This is a genomic window from Brevibacillus sp. AF8 (assembly GCF_021270385.1).
Lineage (GTDB): Bacteria > Bacillota > Bacilli > Brevibacillales > Brevibacillaceae > Brevibacillus.
This window is the reverse complement of sequence record NZ_JAGQDN010000021.1, coordinates 102,489-123,581: the sequence shown is the minus strand read 5'-3', so window position 1 is coordinate 123,581 and position 21,093 is coordinate 102,489. Positions and strand designations below refer to the sequence as shown.

Annotated in this window: 22 protein-coding genes, 1 pseudogene and 2 riboswitches; of the genes and pseudogenes, 13 read left to right on the top strand and 10 right to left on the bottom strand. The window is 49.6% G+C overall.

Features of this window, described 5'->3' with window-relative positions:
• Positions 1 to 623: 623 nt before the first annotated feature.
• Entirely contained in the window at positions 624 to 1,004 is a 381-nt protein-coding gene (locus KB186_RS23025) for a winged helix-turn-helix transcriptional regulator (RefSeq protein ID WP_012684609.1), read from the bottom strand.
• Positions 1,005 to 1,207: 203 nt separating this feature from the next.
• On the opposite strand from KB186_RS23025, the gene KB186_RS23020 reads away from it, so the two are divergent.
• On the top strand, positions 1,208 to 2,026 hold the full coding sequence (locus KB186_RS23020; RefSeq protein WP_173611256.1) for an alpha/beta hydrolase family protein: 819 nt from the start codon (positions 1,208 to 1,210) through the stop codon (positions 2,024 to 2,026).
• Positions 2,027 to 2,052: 26 nt separating this feature from the next.
• On the opposite strand, the gene KB186_RS23015 is transcribed toward KB186_RS23020, so the two are convergent.
• Complete coding sequence (locus tag KB186_RS23015; protein ID WP_173611257.1) at positions 2,053 to 2,523, bottom strand: low molecular weight protein-tyrosine-phosphatase; 471 nt, start codon at positions 2,521 to 2,523, stop codon at positions 2,053 to 2,055.
• A 68-nt stretch (positions 2,524 to 2,591) separates the two neighbouring features.
• Between KB186_RS23015 and atoS the strand changes: the two genes are divergently transcribed.
• The 6 genes from atoS (at position 2,592) to KB186_RS22985 (ending at position 9,430) form a co-directional block, all read left to right on the top strand.
• On the top strand, positions 2,592 to 4,415 hold the full coding sequence (atoS, locus tag KB186_RS23010; RefSeq protein ID WP_232774429.1) for a two-component system sensor histidine kinase AtoS: 1,824 nt from the start codon (positions 2,592 to 2,594) through the stop codon (positions 4,413 to 4,415).
• Positions 4,415 to 5,818 carry a sigma-54-dependent transcriptional regulator gene (locus tag KB186_RS23005; RefSeq protein WP_232774428.1) on the top strand — a complete coding sequence of 468 codons (1,404 nt, stop codon included), beginning with the start codon at positions 4,415 to 4,417 and terminating at the stop codon, positions 5,816 to 5,818. Before atoS ends, KB186_RS23005 begins: the two co-directional genes overlap by 1 nt.
• Positions 5,819 to 5,984: 166 nt before the next feature.
• Positions 5,985 to 7,310, top strand: coding sequence for a short-chain fatty acid transporter (locus tag KB186_RS23000; RefSeq protein WP_173611260.1), 1,326 nt, complete (start codon positions 5,985 to 5,987; stop codon positions 7,308 to 7,310).
• 80 nt (positions 7,311 to 7,390) lie between these two features.
• Positions 7,391 to 7,494: riboswitch (guanidine-I (ykkC/yxkD leader) on the top strand.
• A 140-nt stretch (positions 7,495 to 7,634) separates the two neighbouring features.
• Positions 7,635 to 7,988, top strand: coding sequence for a DMT family transporter (locus tag KB186_RS22995; RefSeq protein ID WP_173611261.1), 354 nt, complete (start codon positions 7,635 to 7,637; stop codon positions 7,986 to 7,988).
• The gene (locus KB186_RS22990; protein WP_173611262.1) at positions 7,985 to 8,299 is read left to right on the top strand and encodes a DMT family transporter; all 315 of its coding nucleotides are present in this window, start codon (positions 7,985 to 7,987) and stop codon (positions 8,297 to 8,299) included. The genes KB186_RS22995 and KB186_RS22990 overlap by 4 nt, the downstream gene beginning before the upstream one ends.
• Before the next feature lie 153 nt (positions 8,300 to 8,452).
• The gene (locus KB186_RS22985) at positions 8,453 to 9,430 is read left to right on the top strand and encodes a cation diffusion facilitator family transporter (protein ID WP_221868342.1); all 978 of its coding nucleotides are present in this window, start codon (positions 8,453 to 8,455) and stop codon (positions 9,428 to 9,430) included.
• A 72-nt stretch (positions 9,431 to 9,502) separates the two neighbouring features.
• Here the strand turns inward: KB186_RS22985 and KB186_RS22980 are convergent, their stop codons facing one another.
• The 5 genes from KB186_RS22980 to sspK all read right to left on the bottom strand — a co-directional run bounded on the left by KB186_RS22980 (position 9,503) and on the right by sspK (position 13,300).
• Positions 9,503 to 10,840 (bottom strand): hemolysin family protein, encoded by a 1,338-nt coding sequence (locus KB186_RS22980; RefSeq protein WP_173611264.1) that lies wholly within the window; start codon positions 10,838 to 10,840, stop codon positions 9,503 to 9,505.
• Between the two features lie 217 nt (positions 10,841 to 11,057).
• Positions 11,058 to 12,170: a site-2 protease family protein gene (locus tag KB186_RS22975; RefSeq protein ID WP_173611265.1), complete on the bottom strand. Its 1,113-nt coding sequence runs from the start codon at positions 12,168 to 12,170 to the stop codon at positions 11,058 to 11,060.
• A 68-nt stretch (positions 12,171 to 12,238) separates the two neighbouring features.
• Positions 12,239 to 12,541 (bottom strand): iron-sulfur cluster biosynthesis family protein, encoded by a 303-nt coding sequence (locus KB186_RS22970; protein ID WP_173611266.1) that lies wholly within the window; start codon positions 12,539 to 12,541, stop codon positions 12,239 to 12,241.
• Between the two features lie 143 nt (positions 12,542 to 12,684).
• Positions 12,685 to 13,041 carry a DUF3905 domain-containing protein gene (locus KB186_RS22965; RefSeq protein WP_221868370.1) on the bottom strand — a complete coding sequence of 119 codons (357 nt, stop codon included), beginning with the start codon at positions 13,039 to 13,041 and terminating at the stop codon, positions 12,685 to 12,687.
• Between the two features lie 127 nt (positions 13,042 to 13,168).
• Positions 13,169 to 13,300: a small acid-soluble spore protein K gene (sspK, locus tag KB186_RS22960; RefSeq protein ID WP_007724732.1), complete on the bottom strand. Its 132-nt coding sequence runs from the start codon at positions 13,298 to 13,300 to the stop codon at positions 13,169 to 13,171.
• Between the two features lie 96 nt (positions 13,301 to 13,396).
• Here sspK and KB186_RS22955 point away from each other — a divergent pair, with 96 nt between their 5' ends.
• From KB186_RS22955 to KB186_RS22945, 3 genes are read left to right on the top strand one after another with little or no spacing between them, the layout of a single operon-like run.
• A complete protein-coding gene (locus KB186_RS22955; RefSeq protein ID WP_173611267.1) occupies positions 13,397 to 13,672 on the top strand; it encodes a DUF3886 domain-containing protein in 276 nt (91 codons plus the stop codon).
• A complete protein-coding gene (locus tag KB186_RS22950) occupies positions 13,672 to 13,818 on the top strand; it encodes a hypothetical protein (RefSeq protein WP_173611268.1) in 147 nt (48 codons plus the stop codon). The genes KB186_RS22955 and KB186_RS22950 overlap by 1 nt, the downstream gene beginning before the upstream one ends.
• A gap of 48 nt (positions 13,819 to 13,866) precedes the next feature.
• Positions 13,867 to 14,043 carry a hypothetical protein gene (locus KB186_RS22945; RefSeq protein WP_007724726.1) on the top strand — a complete coding sequence of 59 codons (177 nt, stop codon included), beginning with the start codon at positions 13,867 to 13,869 and terminating at the stop codon, positions 14,041 to 14,043.
• A gap of 95 nt (positions 14,044 to 14,138) precedes the next feature.
• Here the strand turns inward: KB186_RS22945 and KB186_RS22940 are convergent, their stop codons facing one another.
• The 3 genes from KB186_RS22940 to KB186_RS22930 are packed head-to-tail and all read right to left on the bottom strand — an operon-like array spanning position 14,139 to position 17,346.
• Positions 14,139 to 15,326, bottom strand: coding sequence for an ABC transporter permease (locus KB186_RS22940; protein ID WP_232774427.1), 1,188 nt, complete (start codon positions 15,324 to 15,326; stop codon positions 14,139 to 14,141).
• Positions 15,323 to 16,042, bottom strand: a complete 720-nt coding sequence (locus KB186_RS22935; RefSeq protein WP_047073491.1) for an ABC transporter ATP-binding protein — start codon at positions 16,040 to 16,042, stop codon at positions 15,323 to 15,325. Before KB186_RS22935 ends, KB186_RS22940 begins: the two co-directional genes overlap by 4 nt.
• A 26-nt stretch (positions 16,043 to 16,068) precedes the next feature.
• Positions 16,069 to 17,346: an efflux RND transporter periplasmic adaptor subunit gene (locus KB186_RS22930; protein ID WP_232774426.1), complete on the bottom strand. Its 1,278-nt coding sequence runs from the start codon at positions 17,344 to 17,346 to the stop codon at positions 16,069 to 16,071.
• Between the two features lie 210 nt (positions 17,347 to 17,556).
• Between KB186_RS22930 and KB186_RS22925 the strand changes: the two are divergent.
• The 3 genes and pseudogenes from KB186_RS22925 to thiO all read left to right on the top strand — a co-directional run.
• Positions 17,557 to 18,906: pseudogene (locus KB186_RS22925) on the top strand (glucose-6-phosphate isomerase); the annotation flags it as partial.
• The gene (locus KB186_RS28495; protein WP_370646713.1) at positions 18,901 to 19,146 is read left to right on the top strand and encodes an excisionase family DNA-binding protein; all 246 of its coding nucleotides are present in this window, start codon (positions 18,901 to 18,903) and stop codon (positions 19,144 to 19,146) included. The pseudogene KB186_RS22925 and the gene KB186_RS28495, both read left to right, overlap by 6 nt.
• A 64-nt stretch (positions 19,147 to 19,210) precedes the next feature.
• A riboswitch (TPP riboswitch) is annotated at positions 19,211 to 19,327 on the top strand.
• Between the two features lie 628 nt (positions 19,328 to 19,955).
• The gene (gene thiO / locus KB186_RS22920) at positions 19,956 to 21,059 is read left to right on the top strand and encodes a glycine oxidase ThiO (RefSeq protein WP_232774424.1); all 1,104 of its coding nucleotides are present in this window, start codon (positions 19,956 to 19,958) and stop codon (positions 21,057 to 21,059) included.
• Positions 21,060 to 21,093 lie beyond the last annotated feature (34 nt).

The following is a 21,093-nucleotide window of genomic DNA, read 5'->3' as shown; positions in this document are numbered from 1 at the left end:
GCTGGAACAATACCAAAAAGAAATCCCCCAAAAAGGGGGTTTCTCTTCAGTCTGAGGATAGCTTCCTCTGGAGGCTATCCTTTTTTGTTTTTGTTTATATAGTAGCTGTAGTGGAGGGGAAGAAGCCCATTTCCAGTCTACGCTTCGGCCTACGCCCCGCAAGGGGTTAGACTGTCCGCTCCGAAATAAATAGCGGGAGCGCTTCAAAAGTAGAGTTTCGAGGATGTATTCGCAGAGGTTGAAGCTGAAAACCCCCGCCATTTATTTCCCCGCTTGGTAGGGCTCCAGAGGCGCTAGGACTGGAAATGTGCTTCTTCCCAAGTAGCTAGTGTTTACAACTTGAGAGTAGCATTCAAGAGGTTTATTCCTTTATTAAAAAAGAAGGTGGAATCACAAAAGTTCGCAGAGGAAACAGGAGAAATAAGCGAAGATCTTTGGACACACCTACCGAGGCGCAGTGAAAAAAAGAGAAACTGCCTTTAGCGTCCACCTCGGAGACACATCCTGAACAGTCGACTTTGGACGCGGTTTCGCTATTTTTCACGGAGCCGGGCACCCCATGCTCCCGCGCAGGTGTTCCAAGAATCTGAGCGTTTTCTCCTGTTTCCTCCCCACCACAACAGCTAAACAGAGTTCTCCCCCAATTCCAGCTTCAACTGCCCCATCCGCATTTCGCCCCACTCATACATCATTTCCACAATGGGCAACAAAGTCATCCCCAGCTCCGTCATGGAATACTCCACGCGAGGAGGGACCTCCGGGTATACTTCCCGGTGAACAATCCCGTCTTCGATTAGCTCTTTTAACTGATTCGTCAGCATTTTATGTGTAATTTTTGGGAATAGCCGTTGCAGCTCACTAAAGCGATGCGGGCCTTCTACCCCTAAATGCCACAGGATCACGACTTTCCATTTTCCGCTGAACATAGACAAGGTCAGCTCCTTGGAACAGGTAAAATCACCGTTTTTTATTTTTTCTAAGGTTTCTTTCCGCAAATCGGACATAGTTTTCTCCTCACAATTCTATCTTCGATGCAACAGCTCTAGCAAAGCAAGCCTTCTTATGTTGCGCCTCGTTTCCTTCCATCATAAACCGTGCAGGATGATTTTTCATTGAGTTTTCCGGTTCATCTTGACAGCGTTCATGAAAATGAAGATAATAAGCATAATAACTGAGTAAACAACTCGGAATAATAAAAATAAAAGAGGTGAGTTCTTTGGAACGGATTTTACAAATACCTAGCGACACGATTTCGTTGACAGCTACCTTGCATGAACCTACATGCACAACAGGCAAGACCAGAGTGAAGTACCCGTTGGTTGTCATTTGCCATGGCTTTATCGGCAGTCGGATTGGTGTGAACCGCTTGTTTGTAAAAGCTGCCAGAGAATTAGCTTCACACGGTTTTGGCGTACTGCGCTTCGATTACGGAGGCTGCGGAGAAAGCGACGGCGATTATGGAGCAGGTGGTTTGGACGTCCTGCTTGCGCAAACACGAGATGTTCTCGACCATGTTTTTACGCTGGAACAGGTAGATCAGGAGCGTGTGTGCCTGTTAGGGCATAGTTTGGGTGGTGCAGTCAGTGTATTGACAGCGAGCCAGGATAGACGAATACACTCGCTCATCCTATGGGCACCGGTTGCACGTCCCTTCGATGATATCGTTCGGATCGTGGGGGAAAAGGAATACAAGGAAGCACTTTCCTACGGTAAAACGGATCATTTGGGCTACGGATTGGAGAAGCGCTTTTTTCAGTCGCTGGGTACCGCTCTTCCGCTGCGTCAAGCCAAGCAGTTTGAGGGAGATGTGTTAATCCTGCATGGCAATCGGGATGATGTCATTGCAGTGGATGCCATGTTCCATTATGAGCGAGAGCTGCATTTGCGGAGACGGGGGAGCTGCGAAACAGAAGTAGTTGTAGGGGGAGATCATACCTTTTCCTCGGCGGACAGCTACAAACGCTTGATTGGGAGTACGAAGAGCTGGTTGAATCGACTGCTTGAGAAGGAGACGGTCGCGGTATAAGAAAAAGGGATGGCCCTGATGACGGGCTATCCCTTTTTGGCGATATTGGCTTTGATTTCGTTCAAGAGCCCGCGGCAACCCGCATTCACCAGGTCATACACATACGTGAATCGCCCCGTATAATAAGGGTCCTCCACGTTTTGTTCCTGGGCAGAATCGGCAAAGTCAAGCAGGCGGTACACCTTTTTCCCTGACGGCGCCATCTGCTTGAGTGCGGACAAATTTTCCTCATCCATGCAGACGATATAGTCGTACTCCGAGAAGTCCTGTGTGACAATTTGGCGAGCACGCAGTGTATCATGCGCAATCCCATTTTCGGTCAACACCTTTTGTGTACCTTTGTGAGGGGGTTCACCTGCGTGCCAGCCACCAATTCCCGCTGAATCGATAGATACTTCCCCTGCCAATCCCTCCGCCTCTACGAGATGGCGAAATACAGCTTCGGCCATGGGCGAGCGGCAAATATTGCCCAGACAAACGAACAAAACGGTTGTCATATGTACGTTCCTCCCTTCCTGTGTGTGATGCTTCTGTATGTTAGAATACCATAAGGAGGCCATTTACAATGAAAACATATCTGTACCGCATACGTTTTGTCGTGGCTGTCATTGTTGTCACCATTTTACCGATTATCGTTACCGGAATCGTATTGGTAAAATCGGCAGAGCAGGCTTTACTGGAGGAAAAGAAACAAAAGCTAATCGCCATCACACAGCAGCTGGATTTTGCGCTGTCGAAAGATTTTGACACAATCGTCGTGGAAGCTGGTTTAGAAAAGGCGGAAAAAGAGCACAAGCTCCAAGCATTAAACGAGAAAATGCAAGCGCTTACAGATCGGATCGCTCTAGCCCACCCGAGAATTGGCGTCGGCTATTATTCCGCAGATCTCGATTCCATCGTGACGTATGGACCCAGCAGTGAAATGAGCTTGTACATAGGACAATCAATTAGCGAAACCCATCCGGGTCGCAGTGTCATGCAGACGCGGCAGATTGATGTAGTAATCGGCGAACAAGTACGTGGCAACATCATGAACGCCATGGTTCCACTCATTCGCAATGATCAAGTGATCGGCTATGCTTGGGCGAATGAGCTCATGTCTACGATTGATATACAACTCGCGGGAATGCGACAAAGCATTTATGCGATTTTGGGCATTGGCTGTATGATCGCAGCAGCGGCCAGCGGTTTGCTCGTCCATCGCTTTGAAGTGATTCTGTCAGAGATCAAGTCAGGGCTAAAGCGGCTTAGCCAAGACCTTTCCTTTCGATTAAGGAGAATGGACGGAGAGCCTGGAGAAATTACAGGTGCGATCAACAATCTGGCGAGTGACTTGCAGACTAGCCGTAGCCGCACGGAGACCATCATGAATAGCATGGACAGTGGGGTCCTCGCGTTAGATCAGAGCGGGCACCTGATTGCATGGAATGAGACAGCGATACATATGATTGGCTTCTCGTCCAGTCGAGCAAAGGGGATGCATTTCACGGAAGTTTTTACAGAGAGTGAGGCTCTCCTTCATATCCTGTTGGATACGCTGCAAAACGGTCAAGCTATCCGGGATGCTATGTGGCGCCATCAGCATCGGGACAGGGGCGTGATCTGGCTAAAGGTCAGCTCTTCCATTTGGAAAAATAAGATAGATGAAGTACTGGGGGCTATCGTCGTGCTGGAGGATCGCACACAATGGCGGAGGATGGAGTCAAGGCTGGCTCAAGCTGAGCGGCTTGCAGTCATAGGTGAGTGGGCGACTAGCATTGCCCATGAGGTACGCAATCCGTTAACGGCCATCAAAGCCTTCGCCCAGATCATCGAGGAGGAATGGCCAAAAGATCATGAGTCTCGGGAATATACAGGGATTATTGTGGAGGAAGTCGAGCGTTTGAACCGTTTTGCTGACGAGCTCTTGTTATTTTCTCGTCCCAATGAAGAGTCGAATGTACCTGTGCGCGTGCAAGAGGTAATCCAGCACACGCTCAAGCTGATGGAACATGTCGAGGGCTTTAGCGGAGTGATTGTGGAGCTTGTGTGTAACGAGGATATTCCTGCCGTGATGTCTTCGCCAGAGTTGTTAAAGCAGGTGTTTTTGAATATATTGCACAATGCACTGCAAGCAAAGCCTACGGAAGGTCGTATCCAGATTGAAATCAACAACATAAATAATGATGTGCATGTCCAGGTAACGAATGACGGTCCGCCTATTGCGGAAGAAAATCTGCTGGCTATATTCGAACCGTTTTTCACGACAAAGCAAACAGGTACGGGACTGGGACTGGCGATCTCCCAACGGATTGTGCAAGCGTATGGCGGACATATTGTTGCTCAAAATACCCCCGAAGGCGTTTGTTTCACCGTCGTACTGCCGATTCGGGCAAAAGGAGGATTGTGATGACGAGCAAAGTGCTGATCGTAGACGACGAGGCCAATGTAAGAAAGGCATTGTCAACTACGCTGCGCAAAATGGGATACGAGCTCATGGAGGCTGGCAGTGGAGTAGAGGCTTTGGAACAGGTCGAACGCTTTTGCCCGCAGGTCATGCTTTTGGATCTGCGTATGCCTCATTTAGACGGTATGGATACATTGCGCCGCCTGAACGAGAGAAAGGGAAGAATTCCGAGAGTCGTGATGATGACTGCCTATGGTTCCGCTAGTGACGTCATGGAGGCCATGAAGCTGGGAGCATTTGATTATGTGCAAAAGCCATTCGACTTGGGGCAGGTCAAACAAGTCGTTGCTCACGCACTTACACAGGGAGAGCTGCTTGAGCAAGGCGAAGTCGGAAGAGTCCTACAGGAAGAGCAAGCGAATCCAAACGGAACCAGCTTGATTGGCCTGAGTCTGGCTATGCAAAACGTGTACAAGCTGGTGGGAAAAGTAGCGATGTCTAAAGCCACTGTTTTGATTGAAGGGGAGAGCGGAACAGGCAAAGAGCTCATTGCAAGAGCGATCCATTCCAATAGCCCGCGGGCGGACAAGCCACTCATTCCTGTCAATTGCGGTGCGATTCCTGAAAATTTGCTGGAGAGCGAGTTGTTTGGATATGAACGGGGGGCATTTACAGGTGCCGTTCATCGCAAGCAAGGACTATTGGAGCTTGCGAATGGAGGTACGTTGTTCCTGGACGAAGTAGGAGAACTGAGCCTTTCTTTGCAGGTAAAACTGCTGCGGGTTTTGCAGGATCGCGTATTTATCCGGGTAGGAGGCATCGAGACCGTATCGGTTGACGTCCGCGTGATTGCTGCTACCAACCGTGATTTGCAGGAAAGAATTCGCCAGGAGCTTTTCCGCGAAGATCTATACTACCGGCTCAATGTCGTTCCGATTCGCATGCCGCCGCTTCGTGAGCGAAAAGAGGACATTCCTTTGCTAATCCGTCACTTCCTCGCTAAATATGGAAAAGAGGCAGGGAAGCATGACCTCTGCTTGTCCGCTGCTGCCACGGAAGCGCTAATCGCCTATCACTGGCCAGGCAATGTTCGTCAGCTAGAGAATACGATCGAACGGGCTGTTGTTTTGAGTAGAGGAGCAGTTATCGGTCACGAGCATGTTTTATCCCCTCTTCAGGAAAACAAGATGAGCGAACCAACCCCATGCCTTGGCAAAATCAGCTATGAAGGACGAACCATGCGGGAAATCATTGCCCAGGTTGAGCAGGAAGCAATTGCCCATGCCTTGCGCAAAGAACGCGGCAACAAGCTACAGACAGCGAAAAGGCTGGGCATATCACGGAGGGCACTGCTCTACAAGCTCCAAATGTACGGATTGGATTCGGCAATGGACGAAAGAGACTAGTCACCCGATGTGCGCAAACAAGTGTCATACTGTGCAAAAAGTAGTCAGCATAGCAGAGCAAATGTTTTGAAAGCGCATTCATTCTCCTTGAAAAACAGATTGGCATCCCTCTTGCTATATCGAAAAGCACAAGAACACGAATGCTTTTAGAAAAGGGGATGAAAATGTGTTTCAAGCGTTAACGAATGCTTCGGTCCGCATGGTGCAACGCTATTTGCCAGACGCCTTTTTATTTGCAATCATTTTGACCTTCCTCGTGTTTGTTGCCGGGATCGTCGTTAATGGCAAAACGCCGATGGAAATGGTCAACTACTGGGGAGGTGGCTTCTGGAGCCTGCTCAGCTTTACGATGCAGATGGTCTTGATCTTGATTACGGGTCATACGCTAGCCAGTACGAATATTTGTAAGCGTGGCTTGAATGCCTTGGGATCGCTGGCAAAGACGCCAGGTCAAGCGATTGTACTCGTCACAGTCGTTTCCTGTGTGGCGAACTGGATCAATTGGGGATTTGGCCTTGTCATCAGTGCACTGTTGGCACGCGTTCTTGCCAATCAAGTGGAAAAGGTAGACTATCGATTGCTCGTCGCCAGCGCATATGGCGGGTTTGTCGTCTGGCACGGAGGGCTTGCCGGCTCTGTTCCTTTGACGATCGCTACGGAAAAGCATAGCCTGGAAAACATCATCGGTGTCATTCCTACTTCGGAAACGATGTTTTCACCGATGAATCTGACCATTGTAGCCGCAATCATGATTGTCCTCCCGATTGTGAACAGATTCATGATGCCTGCCGAAAAAGATACGATTGTATTCAAGGGAGAAGGGATAGCGCAACAAGAAATGGCTGCTGCTACTGAAACTACAATTGACAATACTCCTGCTTCTCAAATGGAAAACAGCCGTTTGATCTCGGTTCTTGTTTCAGTACTCGGAATTATTTATTTGATTTACTATTTTGCTGATAAAGGCTTTAAGCTGAATCTGGATGTCGTCATCATGGGCTTCTTGTTTCTGGGTATACTCCTTCATGGGACACCGCGCAAGTTCTTGGATGCCATGAATGAAGCGGTGAAAACGACGACAGGGATCGTCGTGCAGTTTCCGTTTTATGCTGGGATCATTGGGATGATGACGGCTTCAGGATTGGCGGCGAGTATCTCTCAATGGTTTATCAGCATCTCGACGCCTACTACCTTCCCGCTGTTCACGTTTTGGAGTGCGGGCTTATTGAACATATTCATTCCTTCTGGTGGAGGGCAATGGGCAGTACAGGGACCAATCATGCTGCCTGTTGCCACTGAGCTGGGCGTTTCCCATGCAAAAGTCGCGATGGCCATTGCTTGGGGGGATGCGTGGACGAACTTGATTCAGCCATTCTGGGCATTACCTGTGCTAGCTCTTGCTGGATTGGGTGCGAGGGATATCATGGGTTACTGCTTGATGATGCTGATTGTGACAGGCGCCATTATCAGCTTGGGATTTTTGCTTTTTTAGCGAAGCGCTTACGTTCATTGCCAATCGCGGCGTTTTTTGATATGATAATGGGAGTTACCCCAAGAAAATAACTGCATATGTACGGAGTTTTCTAGGGTTCCGCGGTCAGTCATCTGGCCGGTCAGGACCGAGAGAAAACCCACGACCACGGTCGTGTACACGGAGGGATAAAAGCCCGGGAGGAATATCTGTGATGGTATTCACCCGAGGCTTTTTTTGCATTCGGAAAGCCTGAGCCATCTTGGATGAGTATGTATTTTGGGGAACGATAAAAACGGATACGTCCGTTGCGATGAGCGTAAAAGAAAGAGGAGGGAGCCAGAAATGGGGAAATATTGGTTGATGGTTGTCGTAGCAGCAGTATTTGAAGTCATGTGGGTAGCTGGCTTGAAGCACGCCGACAGCTTTTGGTCATGGGTGTTAACCATTATTGCGATTATTATCAGCTTTGGTGTTTTGGTCTATTCAGGGAAAAAGCTGCCGACGAGTACGGTTTATGCGATCTTCGTCGGTTTGGGTACGGCCGGTACCGTTATTAGCGAAATGGTCCTGTTTGGAGAACCGTTTAGCTGGGCAAAAGTGGGCTTGATCGCGCTTCTTCTGGGGGGAATCCTTGGATTGAAGCTGGTCACACCGGATCATGAAGAGAAGCCGAAGAGGGAGGGTGAAGTAGCATGACATGGGTATCCTTGATTTTTGCGGGGTTGTTTGAGGTCGTAGGCGTGATGGGGATTACACAGGTCAACCAGAAGCCTTCGCTCCGCTCCTTTGCGGTACTGATCGGTGGCTTTTCCCTCAGCTTCTTCCTCTTGTCCTTTGCCATGAGAGAAATCCCTATGGGAACGGCCTATGCGGTTTGGACAGGGATTGGTACGGTAGGTAGCGCTCTTGTTGGGATGTTGTTCTATGGAGAAGCAAAAGACAAGCTGCGGATCTTATGTATCGCCGTGGTGATTATAGCAGTAGCAGGATTGAAATTAGTAGCATAAGGTAGCGGTATTAAGGAAAGGCAAAAGGCAGATATTCCCCTTCGGATGTCTGCCTTTTCTTTGTGTATATGTTCCATTTCTCATAAGGAACACTCCTTACGAATAGGGAATAGTAAAGGAAATCGTCTCGTTCAAGGAGGGAATGGCAAAACCATGAGCTCTATCTGGGCAACGCTAAAAAAGGGAAATACGTCCTCGGCGACAGCGGCTTTGGGGAACACAGGGCTTGCTATCGCAAAAGGCTTTGCGGCTGTCTATAGCGGGAGTGGAGCCATGTTTGCGTCGGCGATGCATTCTGTAGCCGATGCGGTCAACCAGTTCTTCGTTTTCTTTGGCAGCGTACTCGCAGAGAAAAAACCGACACCGAGGTTCCCTACAGGCTTTGGTCGTGTTATTAACATTTTCTGTATGGTCGCTGTGATCGTCGTAACCATCATGGCCTACGAAACCATTATCAAAGGCTTGCATCTCATTTCCGAGCCAGCAGAATCCAGCCATTTTTGGTTGAATTTCATCATTTTGTCTCTGGCGGTCATTGTGGATGGATACGTGCTGGTGAAAGTGATGTTCGAAATCGTTCATGAAGCTCGGGTGGAAGCGAAAGGCTTTGCTGTCATCCCTGCAGCCTTTCGGAATGTAGGACGTGCGGCTCCCCCGACACGACTTGTCTTTTACGAAGACATCGTAGCTACACTCGGTGCGTTATTGGCGCTGATTGCCGTTATCATCACTACGTTTACTTCTTTTGCCTTGCTGGACGGGATTGCCACCATTCTGATCGGGATTCTCATGGTGGGCGTGGCATTCAGGGTAGGGTACGACAACATGGTCGGTTTAATTGGTATTGCAGCCCCCAAAGAAATCGAGGATCGGGTAGCCAAAGTCATTTTTGCTGATCCGGATGTGACGGACATCAACAAGCTGCGGATTGTACAGGAAGGGCGTTTTTACCATGTGGAAAGCTACGTCGAGCTGCGGACGGGACTGAGCCTTGCTGTGGCGGACGATATTAAATATCGCATTCGCGACAGCTTGCTGACTGACCCGGATATTAGCGATGTGACAATGGGGATTTTGGAGGACAACGGCGTGGACAACTGGAAGCAACTAACGGACCAGGGAATCACGTAGACAAATAGAAAAAGCCCCACACCAGGCAAGTAAGCAGGTGTGGGGCTTGGGTTTGTGTTAAGGGTGTGATGATTAGGAGACGGTCAACAGTTCTTGTTGCTCCGATTCATCTTTTTCCAAACGCGTAATCAGAACGCGTGTGACACGGTGATGATCCATCTGCTTGACGGTGAACAGGTGGTTTTCCCATTCTACTGTCGCACCAACAGCGATGTCTTCTTCCAACTGGCTGTACAACCAACCGCCAATCGTGTCTACATCTTCGGATTCGAGTTCGAACGGAAGATGGTCATTCAGGTCAGCCAATACGAGCATACCGGATACAGAGAGGCCATTGTCCAGCTTTTCAATCTCTGGTCTTTCCTCATCAAACTCGTCTTGGATATCCCCAACGATTTCTTCCAAAATATCCTCCATCGTTACGAGACCGGCTGTTCCGCCGTACTCGTCGATGACAATCGCGAGCTGTGAACGGTTTTTCTGCATCAGGCGCAATACCGTGCTGATTTCCATGGTTTCCGGTACGGTCAGGACAGGGCGGACCAACGTATCCAGCTCTACGCTTCCGTCTTGCAAGGCAGAAAGGTAGAAGTCTGTCGCATGGACAAAACCAATGATGTTGTCCTTGTCCTCAGCTGCAACCGGAAAACGCGTGTGGCGCTGCGAGCGGATAATCTCCAGGTTTTCTTCAAAGGTATTCGTCGTATATAAGCAAACCATATCAATGCGCGGGATCATCGTTTCCCGAGCGACGGTTTCGGAGAAGTCAAAAACTTGTTCCACAAGAGCCAATTCGGTTTGGTCGATATGGCCACTTTGGTGACTTTGGTTGACCAAAATTCGAATTTCTTCTTCCGTATGTGCCGCTTCATGTTCTGAGATGGCTTCGAGTCCGAGTCGTCTCATGAGAGCGTTGGCGGTTCCGTTCAAGAACCAGATGGCAGGGTAAAGCAATTTATAGAAAAACATCAATGGCGCGGCAACCCACAACGAGGTGATTTCTGCTTTTTGAATGGCCAATGATTTCGGAGCCAACTCACCCAAGACAATGTGGAGGAACGTAATAATCGCAAAGGCTACACCAAAAGAAATCGCGGAGATCGCATATCCAGGCAATCCTGAGGATCCAAGCAAAGGCTCCACAATCATATGGGCAATGGCCGGTTCCCCGACCCAACCCAGTCCCAGCGAGGCGAGAGTGATCCCGACCTGGCAGGCTGATAGGTAAGCGTCTAGCTTATGCGTTACTTTTTGGGCATAGACTGCACGTCTGTTACCTTCATTCACCATCTGTGTCAGGCGCGTCTGCCGCACCTTCACGAGTGAGAACTCTGCGGCTACGAAAAAGCCGTTGAGAAAAACAAGAAATATAACAAGCAGTAGGTTGAGCACTATCGGGACGGTGTCCAAGTAACAAGTCATCCTCTCTGGAATTTTATGAAAGTACTATTTTCTATTTTACTCTGATTGGGTGGAACGCACAAAAGCGATATACCACCGTAGGGGGCGTTTTACGCCCTTTTGGTCGGGAAGAGCGACTCTCAGATAACCGTAGCGCATGTTTTTGCGCTCGGAGAACGCCGCAGATGGGCATCCATTTTTGTCAAGCAACGCAAAGTGCAAGCGGTTACCTGTGCAGTATTTGTTGGGCGTACACGAAAAACGCTGACAAAACAGCAGCTAAACCGAGATAGGCAGCCAACACTTTCCACTTCGTAGAGGCAGGTGCGTCGTAGTACGTAGTGAGCTGGTGCATTTGCTCATCCAGTTCAGCCAGCCTCTCTTGCGCCGCACGTTCTCCATCACGGAGCGCATCCGATGGGATCGGTCGGTTCGGGTCAGAATCGTAATACAGTACAGGCTCTCGTTCCCACAGTCTGAACAGTTCCCATTTTCTGTTCACATACACTTTATCGAGTCGCTTGAAATCACGCTGAAGGCGTTTTTTGTCCTGCAAAAATGGAACATAGAATTTCTTCAAATCTTCCTGATTGATCGCATTGACCTCGGCATTCATTTGCGTGCGAATATCCCATGTCGATTCCAGAGCGGGCCATTTGGCTATGCTTTGCTGGAAGTCTGCAATCTTTTCGCGCTCGTATTGCAGGAGCTTTTGTTGATAGCTTCCACGTAGGCGGTTGTACCACGTAATCAAGCCGATGATGAAAATGATCACAGTAATCGGTCCAGGGTTGGCGAACAGCATAACGCCAAGTCCGACTAACCCGATAAACCAAATCTTCGTCGACAATACCGAAACGATGCGGCCGCCATCCAGCGGGGAGATGGGCAGCAGGTTAAATAAATTGAGCATGGCGCCCAAGTAGATAACCAAGCCCCAGAAAGGGTCCTGCGTATACCAATACAGCGGGAGGGCAGGCAAGAAAGCAATCATCCCCGCCAAGGGTCCGCCGTAGGCTAAGTACGCCTCCGTTTTTGCATCGCGCGGCATGTCTTTCATGGCAATGAAGGCTCCGGCAAAAGGAATGAAGACAGCGGGTGAAGTCGCGATTCCTTTTCGCTTGGCGGCAATCACATGGCCCATTTCGTGGACGAAGATCAGATAGACGAGAGCCACGGCGAATTTCCATCCGTAGAAAACGGCATACGCCCACAAGGTAATCCCCATGGATATAATGGTGGTTCCGAATTTCGAAAACTTCAGTATGCTAAGTATCCATTTTAAATTGGCAAGTAAGAAAGCACCGATCGCCAAAAGGACTGAACGGCTTTTTTTCATCGTTTTTCCTCCCAGAAGATATAGGCAGATATTCCTTCTTACGAATCAAAGAGAGAGAAGTTTCTTTTCTAGTTGCCATCCAGACGAGGGTTGGTGAAGTAAAAGCCGTACTCGCCATGGAGCGGATTGTAGCTCAGATGTCCCCCGTCGAAGTACCAGAAATCAGTCGGACGAATGACAAATCGCAATCCCTCTACTTCAAACACAGCATCATCGGTGAGGGTCTCATCTTTTTCAATCGCATAAAACATGCCACCGGTCCCGGGGCCGCTTGTTCGTACATATAATCGAAGCGTATCTCCCGGAACAAAGCCGGCATAACGTTGATAGGCAAGGGAAAACGCTGGTTCTATCGCAAGTGTAATACTCATGGACTAGCTCCTTTCTGCTACTTGTCTTCCATTGTAACACAAGTCAGAGTAGTGTCCCGAGGCTCAAGGTGCAGGCGCAATCCAAAAACACCCGTCCGGTCAGATGTGCCTCTGCCGAACGGGCTTGCATGAAAAAGCTGGTATTAGTCCTTGCCTTTGCTCACATCGAGGGTAGGGTGCATAAAGCGCGCTCTATCTGGTTTTTCTTGATCCTCAAGGAGCTCACGGTTTTCTATCGAGTTCCAGCCAATGTCATTGGTCGGATGTACCCACCGGTCCCCTGCCATGACGGAGGGATCGGTTTCTGTGCTCCAGTTGTGTAAGGGAGATTCCTTGGACTCGTACAAGCTGTCACCGATGACGACTCCGAACTCATTGACGAATGGCTTTTGAATCGTACGGGACGAGTTTTTGAAGTCAGGAGCACTGATTTGATGCGGCAGCGTCCCATCGAGGGAAATATCCTTCGTCTGATCGTTCTTCTGCTTCTCGTTATCCATCATCTGGACCTCCTTTTTTCCCATAGCATGCATCAGTCACTGACCCCTTATTCGGTTTCGGATGGGAGCTTGCGCCTGCCGTCCAGTAAAAATCGCCGAGCATAATGGCTGCCCGGCGGTTTTCTTGTTAGCGGTTTTCTTTTAGCCTTTCTTGTGGTTCACTATTAATGGAGCCGTCAGAGCGGACAGCCTCGGATTGGGCTTTGGGTCCTCGAATTTCAGCGGTTTTTCCAAAATCTTTTTCTTTGTTGCGAACCATGTGATGTCCTCCTCTTTGTGAAAGATGAAGATAGTATGACCCGGATGGGGCCAGAGAATGAGGACAGAATGAGGATAGGGAAAGGGTGGCAATTCAATGGCGAAAAAACAACGAAAACCACAACAGCGTCAAGCAGTGACAACAACTACGGCAGACGCGAAAAGCGGATTGAACAGTTTGAAAGATATGCTGAATGCAGATGCGCTCGGAGCACTCAAGCAGCTTGAAAAAGACATGAAGACAGAAGGCGAGCGCAAAGAAAAGGAAGCAGCCGAACAAAAGCGCCGGGAGCAGGAAGAACGCGAGCGCAACAAGAGCTTTGCTGAGCTTTTGGACGATTACGAGAAAAAAAGCGGAGGCAAGTACAGCTAATGCGGGATGGACGGCAAACGGACCGACCGGATACTTCCAAAAACGGTTTGATGAAGAAGCGGCAACAAGATATCAAGGACGAGTCGATCAAGGAGCGGGGCCGGATGGTCCTCGGCCGATTGGGCAAAAAGGACTCGAAGAAGTGATTTTTTCTCTCCCATTCCCATATAGCTAGGAGTGAGGGGAGGGAGGTCATGGGGACAATCCTGCTCCTGTTTAGCCTCTTGTGTGTGGCAGTAGGGACCTGGAAGTTAATCGGGATCTACAAGGCAGAAAAGGCTGACAGCAAGCCGCTCTGGTGGACTGTCGCGAGCGTGGGGATTGCGCTTTTTTTTCTTTTGAAGCTGGTAACAGATACGTTGCCAACATAAACAAGCACCTGTAGCCAGAGAGCTTACAGGTGCTTGTTTTTTCGAAAAGGCTACACGCCCATTTAAGGAAGGAAAATTGGCTGCACCATTCTTCCTTATTCGTAGCGCAGTGCTTCGATTGGATCGAGCTTGGCTGCCTTGTTGGCCGGATAGAGGCCGAAGAATATACCAATGGCACTGGAGAAGCCGAATGCGATAAATACGCTGTTCCAGGACATTAGCGGCGGCAACTGTGCAAAATAGGCAATGATCGAAGCGATACCAAGGCCGAACAACACCCCGATCAATCCACCGATCAAGCAGACGATGACCGATTCAATCAAAAACTGAATCAAAATATCTCGTCTGCGTGCCCCTAAGGCTTTGCGAATCCCGATTTCGCGAGTACGCTCTGTCACGGATACGAGCATGATGTTCATAACGCCGACACCGCCAACCACGAGGGAGATTCCTGCAATGATACTGAAGATCAGCGTTAAGGTGCCCGTCATTTGATTAAACTGATCCATCGATTCTTGCATGCTGCGAACCCTGTAATGGTCTTCCTTTTGATGCTTGCGGCCTAAATACTGTTTGACCTGCTGCATGGCTGGGTCGACAGAGGCTTTGTCGATCGCTTTTCCCATGATCATTTGAACAGAAGGCTCTTCCTGCAGGCTCATTTCGTAACGGATGGGAATAATCGCTCCATAGCTCGTTGCCATGTCAAACTTGAACTTCTCTTCCGTATACGTCCCGATTACGACGAGAGATTGATTGCCCCAACGAACTCGCTGACCAATCGGGCTCATTTGACCGAACAGCTTTTGAGCAAGAGGTTCCTCAAGAACGATGACAGCGCGTTGCTCTTTGTCATCTATCTCGTTGAAAAGTCGCCCTTTTGCCACCTTCAAGGTTGATTGCATCGAAAAATAGTCAGCAGTGGAGGCAGTGAGGTTGACGCGCTCTTCTTTTTTCGGACCCTTCAAATCAATCGTACTGGAGTTGGAAGGCACGATGTATTCGATGGCAGGACTAATCCTGCCGAGCACCTCTGTATCTTCCACGGTCATATCTTCTGCGGCTATCTCTTCTTTTGTCTCCCAATTGATGAAGACGCTAAACGTGTTTTGCCCGAACTTTTCCATCTCTTCATTGATGGCTTTCTGTCCACCTTCACCGAGTGCCGTGACGACAATGACGGAGGTAATCCCGATGATGATCCCGAGCATGGTCAAGATCGAGCGCATTTTATTCGCCCAAATACCCTCCACGGCGGTGTTAAAGCTTTCCATAAAATTCATGTGACAATCACCTCGTCAGACGGCTTGGAGAATATCCGCTCCGTAACCTTTTCATCGCGAATGATCACGCCATCCTTGAAAGTCACAATCCGCTCAGCGTGCTGGGCGATATCCAATTCGTGGGTAACGAGAATGATCGTAACGCCCTGCGCATGCAGCTCCTGAAACATGGCCATGATTTCGACCCCGGAGCGGCTGTCCAGATTTCCCGTCGGTTCGTCTGCCAGCAGGATCGCTGGTTTATTGACCAGTGCTCTGGCAATCGCCACACGCTGTTTTTGACCACCGGATAGTTGGGTTGGCTTATGATCCATACGTTCAGCAAGTCCCACTCGCTTGAGTGCTTCTGTAGCCCGTTTGCGCCGTTCTGAGCGACTGACATTGGCGTACATCATCGGCAGCTCTACATTGTGCAAGGAGGTAGAGCGGGCGAGCAGATTAAACGATTGGAACACAAAGCCGATCTTTTGGTTGCGAACAACGGCGAGCTCGGTATCTTTCAGGCTGCTGACCTCAATGCCATCTAACATGTACGAACCTGAATCTGGACGATCCAGACAGCCCAGCATGTTCATGAACGTCGATTTCCCTGATCCTGATGGCCCCATGATGGCAACGAATTCGCCTTGTTCCACCAGCAGGGAGACACCTTTTAAGATGGGCAGTACGGTATCACCCGTCTTGTATGCTTTCGTCAAGCCTTCTACATGAAGCATCGTCGGCTGACCTCCTTCTTTACGTGTTACATGCCCATTGGTGCGCCGCCGCCACTCATCGGCATGACTGGTGCTCCTTCAGTCAGGGATTCGACAGGGCCTAGAATCACTTGCTCATCACCGTTCAGTCCGGACTTGACGTGAGTGAACAACTCATTTTCCATACCGGTTTCGACCTTCTGCTTTTTCGCAACACCATTAGCAGATACCCAGACAAAGGTGCTGCCGTCAGCATCTTGCTGTACAGCTTCGATTGGGACTTGCAAGGCATTATCGATTTTTTCGACGGAGATGTTGATGTCCACATGGAAGCCAGGCTTCAAAGCAGAGAGATCTCCAGATGGCTTGAGGGTGACTTTGACGCGTGTTTTTTCACCTTGCCCCGACTTGGTGGCAGTAGTGGTCGCGGTTGGAGAGATGCGAGTAACTTCCGCATTCAGCTTTTTCTTTCCGAGTGTCACGCCTTCAATCGTGGCAGATTGACCGATTTTGAGCTTGTTGACATCGGATTCGTTGATATCTGCTTCAATCAACAGATTGTTCAGATTGGCAAGGGTCAAGATTTCCGTTCCCTTGTTGACGTATTGACCGTTATCCGCTGCAACGCCAACGACGGTTCCATCCATAGGTGCTACAACGACGCTTTGGACACGTTCTTTATTCAGCTGTGCTTTTTCTACGTTCAGCTTGTTGATTTGGGCTTGCTGAGCGGCAATGTCTTCCTTGCGTGGTCCCTTTTGCTTGAGAGCGAGCTGTTGCTTGGCGACATTCAGCGTAGATAGGGCGCTATCCATTTGTGATTTCACCTTGTCCAGCTCTTGCTGGGTAGAAGCGCCAGAAGTGAATAATTGATTCATCCGATCATATTCTCGCTTTGCCGCGTCGTATTCACGCTGGGCTTGGGAGACACGTTCTTGGTCTTGTGCGACTTCTTCCGGCTCGTTGCCGATTTGTGCCTTGGCGAGGTTGGCTTTGGCCAATTCCATTTGCGCTTCCAGCTCGAGAATTTTGCTATCGACATCGGATGTGTCGATTTTCGCAATCACTTGCCCCTTTTTCACCTTATCGCCTTCCTTGAGAACAAACTCCCGTAAGGTTCCGGTGACGTTGGCGTACTGTTTAAGCTTGTCTTCTACGGTGACGAGCCCTGATGTCAAAACCTTGCTTTCCAAAGCCGATTTCGTTGGTGCGCCGATGTTGACAGGCATTCCCATAGCTTGTTGCGATCCCATCATGGAAAAAGCAACGCCCCCGATGCCCAGGAGGACTACGACGGAACCGATGATCCACCATCGTTTTTTCATGTTCATTCTCCTTGCTTTGGTAAGAACCATATTATTTCATTGCTCGAAAGGGTTTTACGGTAGTGCTGGAAAAAGGTAACATAAAACGCCGAATGTTCACATTTTGGACACATTTAAACGCATTTTGATACGTTTTATCGGGAAGTTCTTTGCCGCCAATTGCCGTGATATCATAGATAAAGATGAGATGACGTTCCTCGGAGGGGAGCTATGAACAAACCGATTCGCTTTGATTACGCCAACGCTCGAGCCTTTGTCAAACAGCATGAGTGGGAGCAGCTTTCTCCAGCGATCGAGATTGCGCATCAAATGCTTCATTCAAGGACTGGACCCGGAAAGGATTATCTTGGTTGGGTCGATTGGCCGGAACAATACGACCGGGACGAGTATGAGCGAATTCGCCAAGCGTCAGCACGGATTCAATCAGATTCAGATGTGCTTCTGGTGATTGGCATCGGAGGATCGTATCTAGGGGCAAAAGCGGTGCTTGACATTTTAGGCCACAGCTTCTACAATTTGCTGCCGAAGTCCAAGCGACGTTTTCCAGAGATTTATTTTGTGGGCAACAATATTAGTCCGATTTATATCTCTCATCTGATGGACGTAGTAGAAGGAAAAAATGTGTCCGTCAACGTCATCTCAAAATCGGGCACGACGACTGAGCCCGCTATCGCGTTTCGACTTTTTCGGGAATGGCTGGAAAAGAAATACGGACGTGAAGAGGCCAAAAAACGAATTTACATTACGACGGATAAACAGCGAGGAGCCCTGAAAAAGCTGGCGGATGATGAGGGATATGAGTGCTTTGTCATTCCAGATGATATTGGTGGGCGATATTCAGTCCTGACCGCGGTTGGATTGTTGCCGATCGCTGTAAGCGGGGCGAACATGGATGCGCTCATGCAAGGGGCCAAGGATGCACGTGAACGCTACATGGTCATGGATTTGCGTGACAATCCGTGTTATCAGTATGCGGCCATTCGTAATGCACTCTATCGAAAAGGCAAGACGGTGGAGCTGTTGGTCAGCTATGAACCGCAGTTTCGCTACTTTGCGGAGTGGTGGAAGCAGCTCTTCGGGGAATCGGAAGGCAAGGACGGCAAAGGAATTTTTCCGGCTTCAGCCGAGTTTTCAACGGACTTGCATTCGTTGGGTCAATACATACAGGACGGCATGAGGCATTTGTTTGAGACCGTTCTGTCTGTGACGAAGCCCGCTGTGGATTTGACTGTCCAGGAGGACCCCGCTGACGTCGATGGATTGAATTTTTTGACTGGCAAACGAATGGGGTATGTCAATAAAAAGGCTTTCGAGGGAACGGTGCTGGCCCATGTGGACGGCGGCGTACCGAATCTGCTTGTGGAAATACCGGAGGCGACAGCTTACTATCTTGGCGGACTGATTTACTTTTTTGAAAAGGCATGCGGAATCAGCGGCTATTTGCTAGGCGTCAATCCGTTTGATCAGCCAGGGGTGGAGGCGTACAAAGCCAATATGTTTGCCTTGCTGGGTAAACCGGGCTACGAGCGGCAGAAAGCGGAACTGGAGGCTAGGTTGCGCGAGAATAAGACGTATTTGACCGTTGAGGAGACAGCCGCCTATTTGGAGCTTCCCGAGACGTTTATTATGGAAAAAATCAAGCAGGGGCGCATCCGTGCTGTCCATGACGGCAATGAGTACATTATCAACAAAGAGCAATTCAATCATCATCTGGAGGAAATTCGCAAGCTCCGGGAGTTCGAGGATGTCGCGCGTCATGAACCGATTCCGGAGAGCTACGATGTGAAGGATGAGGATTAACCAGCGGACGTGCTTGTCAGATGGTTGCAAACAGGACTATACTTACAAAGGAATATCATAATGAACAAGCAACTTGGGGAGTCCTTCATGCGGGGCTGAGAGGATGGAAGCAACCGACCATCGACCCATTGCACCTGATCCGGATCATGCCGGCGCAGGGATACGGTTGCCGGCAGACAGCGCTTTTCGCTTGATTGTTACCTATGCGTATGTAGCCCACCTTTTCCTGCTCGGGAATTGGTGGGCTTTTTGTTATGGAGGCTATGTGTGGCTGTAGTGGAGAGAAGAATATTTCCAGTCTAAGCTCCAGGCTCCGTCCTGCTGGGGGCTGGGACTGCCCGCTCCGAAGGGATTCGCGGGGAAACGCAAAAGTGGTAGCCGCTACGTCGTATGGGCACGGTTGCGTTTCTGTTGCCCGCGAATCCCTTCTCCGCTCGGTAGGACTCCACAAGTCGCTACGTCTGGAAATATTCTTCTCTGGCGTAACTGAAGGCATTTTTCATCATTTTTAAAGCTTTAAACTATCGGAAAACAAGGAAAGCTCGTAGAGGAAACAGGAGAAATAAGCGAAGATCTTAGGGACACCGACCGAGACGGAATGCAAAAAGCGAAACACGCTCTTAAGCGTCCACCTCTGATACACATCCTTGAAGATACCACTTTGGACGCGGTTTCGCTTTTTGCATGGAGTCGTGCAGTCAATCCCCCAAGGGGTGGCCCTAGAAGCTGAGCGTTTTCTCCTGTTTCCTCCACGCCACAACAGCAACGTACAAGTCGTTTTAGTCAACATGGTGAGGAGAGAGAAAAAGATGAATGATTGTCTGGTAGTGGGTGGAGGAATTATCGGATTGAGCTTGGCATACGAGCTGTCGCGGCGCGGGGTGAGCGTTACCCTAGTCGAGCAGGGTGAATGGGGAGGGCAGGCGTCTTCTGCTGCTGCAGGAATGCTTGCTCCTTTGAAAGAATTCACAGCACCTGGACCGATGCTCGATTTGGGCATGGAGTCACTTGCGCTATACCCGGAATGGGCTGCAGAGCTGGAAGAATTGACTGGCGGAGATGTACAGCTAAGCCTGGAGGGATTGCTGACCGTCGCGTTAAATGAGGAAGAAGTCCAACAGCTTGCAGACAAGTACCGTTGGCAAAAAGAAGCGGGCCATGCTGTGCATTGGCTCTCGACTACAGCACAAGTGAAAGAGATAGAGCCGCTTCTGACCGATCAAGTGCAAGCGGCCATCTATTCGCCGTACGAAGGACACATCAACAATCGAATGCTTCTTCGCGCCTTGGCAACTGCTTGCCAATTGCAAGGAGTGAAGCTGCTATCTGGCTGCGTGGTGAGCGGCATTGCGGTAAAAGGCGGAAAAGTAATCGGGATCGAGACCTCTACAGGGTCACTGCGTGCCGCACAAACCGTGATTGCCTCGGGAGCGTGGGTTGGAATGATGCTGGAGATGCTTGGTATTTCCGTGCCGATTCGCCCTGTTCGTGGACAGATTGCGGCCGTTTCGTCCGTGGGCATTCCATTGCGAACGGTGATTTTCGGAACGACAGGCTACATCACCCCGAAAAAGGATGGAAAAATTGTCATTGGTGCGACTGAGGATGAGAGTGGCTTCCAGCGAGATGTTACAATGGCAGGTTTGGCGAGTATCCTGCAAGGGACCATGCCGTATGTTCCTGCGCTTCACTCCGCTACCTTTCTGGAGGCTTGGGGTGGACTTCGACCTGCGACACAAGATGGCAAGCCGCTATTGGGCCCCGTTCCTGGCTGGGAAGGACTGTCGATCGCAGGTGGACATTTTCGCAATGGCATCTTGCTTTCTCCTGTCACTGCAAAATCGATGGCGGACTTTGTGGAAAAAGGGGAGACGGAGCGCCTTTTGCCATTTTTACCTGCCCGCTTTCTGTAAATTGGGCTAGTCTGGCCTAGAATCCGGTAACCTC

Coding starts and splice junctions, on each gene's coding strand:
- KB186_RS23025 (WP_012684609.1), bottom strand. CDS start 1,004: ATGTCCGATTTGCGGAAAGAAACCTTAGAAAAAATAAAAAACGGTGAT.
- KB186_RS23015 (WP_173611257.1), bottom strand. CDS start 2,523: ATGACAACCGTTTTGTTCGTTTGTCTGGGCAATATTTGCCGCTCGCCC.
- atoS (WP_232774429.1), top strand. CDS start 2,592: ATGAAAACATATCTGTACCGCATACGTTTTGTCGTGGCTGTCATTGTT.
- KB186_RS23005 (WP_232774428.1), top strand. CDS start 4,415: ATGACGAGCAAAGTGCTGATCGTAGACGACGAGGCCAATGTAAGAAAG.
- KB186_RS22995 (WP_173611261.1), top strand. CDS start 7,635: ATGGGGAAATATTGGTTGATGGTTGTCGTAGCAGCAGTATTTGAAGTC.
- KB186_RS22990 (WP_173611262.1), top strand. CDS start 7,985: ATGACATGGGTATCCTTGATTTTTGCGGGGTTGTTTGAGGTCGTAGGC.
- KB186_RS22985 (WP_221868342.1), top strand. CDS start 8,453: ATGAGCTCTATCTGGGCAACGCTAAAAAAGGGAAATACGTCCTCGGCG.
- KB186_RS22975 (WP_173611265.1), bottom strand. CDS start 12,170: ATGAAAAAAAGCCGTTCAGTCCTTTTGGCGATCGGTGCTTTCTTACTT.
- KB186_RS22970 (WP_173611266.1), bottom strand. CDS start 12,541: ATGAGTATTACACTTGCGATAGAACCAGCGTTTTCCCTTGCCTATCAA.
- KB186_RS22965 (WP_221868370.1), bottom strand. CDS start 13,041: ATGGATAACGAGAAGCAGAAGAACGATCAGACGAAGGATATTTCCCTC.
- sspK (WP_007724732.1), bottom strand. CDS start 13,300: ATGGTTCGCAACAAAGAAAAAGATTTTGGAAAAACCGCTGAAATTCGA.
- KB186_RS22955 (WP_173611267.1), top strand. CDS start 13,397: ATGGCGAAAAAACAACGAAAACCACAACAGCGTCAAGCAGTGACAACA.
- KB186_RS22950 (WP_173611268.1), top strand. CDS start 13,672: ATGCGGGATGGACGGCAAACGGACCGACCGGATACTTCCAAAAACGGT.
- KB186_RS22945 (WP_007724726.1), top strand. CDS start 13,867: ATGGGGACAATCCTGCTCCTGTTTAGCCTCTTGTGTGTGGCAGTAGGG.
- KB186_RS22940 (WP_232774427.1), bottom strand. CDS start 15,326: ATGAATTTTATGGAAAGCTTTAACACCGCCGTGGAGGGTATTTGGGCG.
- KB186_RS22935 (WP_047073491.1), bottom strand. CDS start 16,042: ATGCTTCATGTAGAAGGCTTGACGAAAGCATACAAGACGGGTGATACC.
- KB186_RS22930 (WP_232774426.1), bottom strand. CDS start 17,346: ATGAAAAAACGATGGTGGATCATCGGTTCCGTCGTAGTCCTCCTGGGC.
- thiO (WP_232774424.1), top strand. CDS start 19,956: ATGAATGATTGTCTGGTAGTGGGTGGAGGAATTATCGGATTGAGCTTG.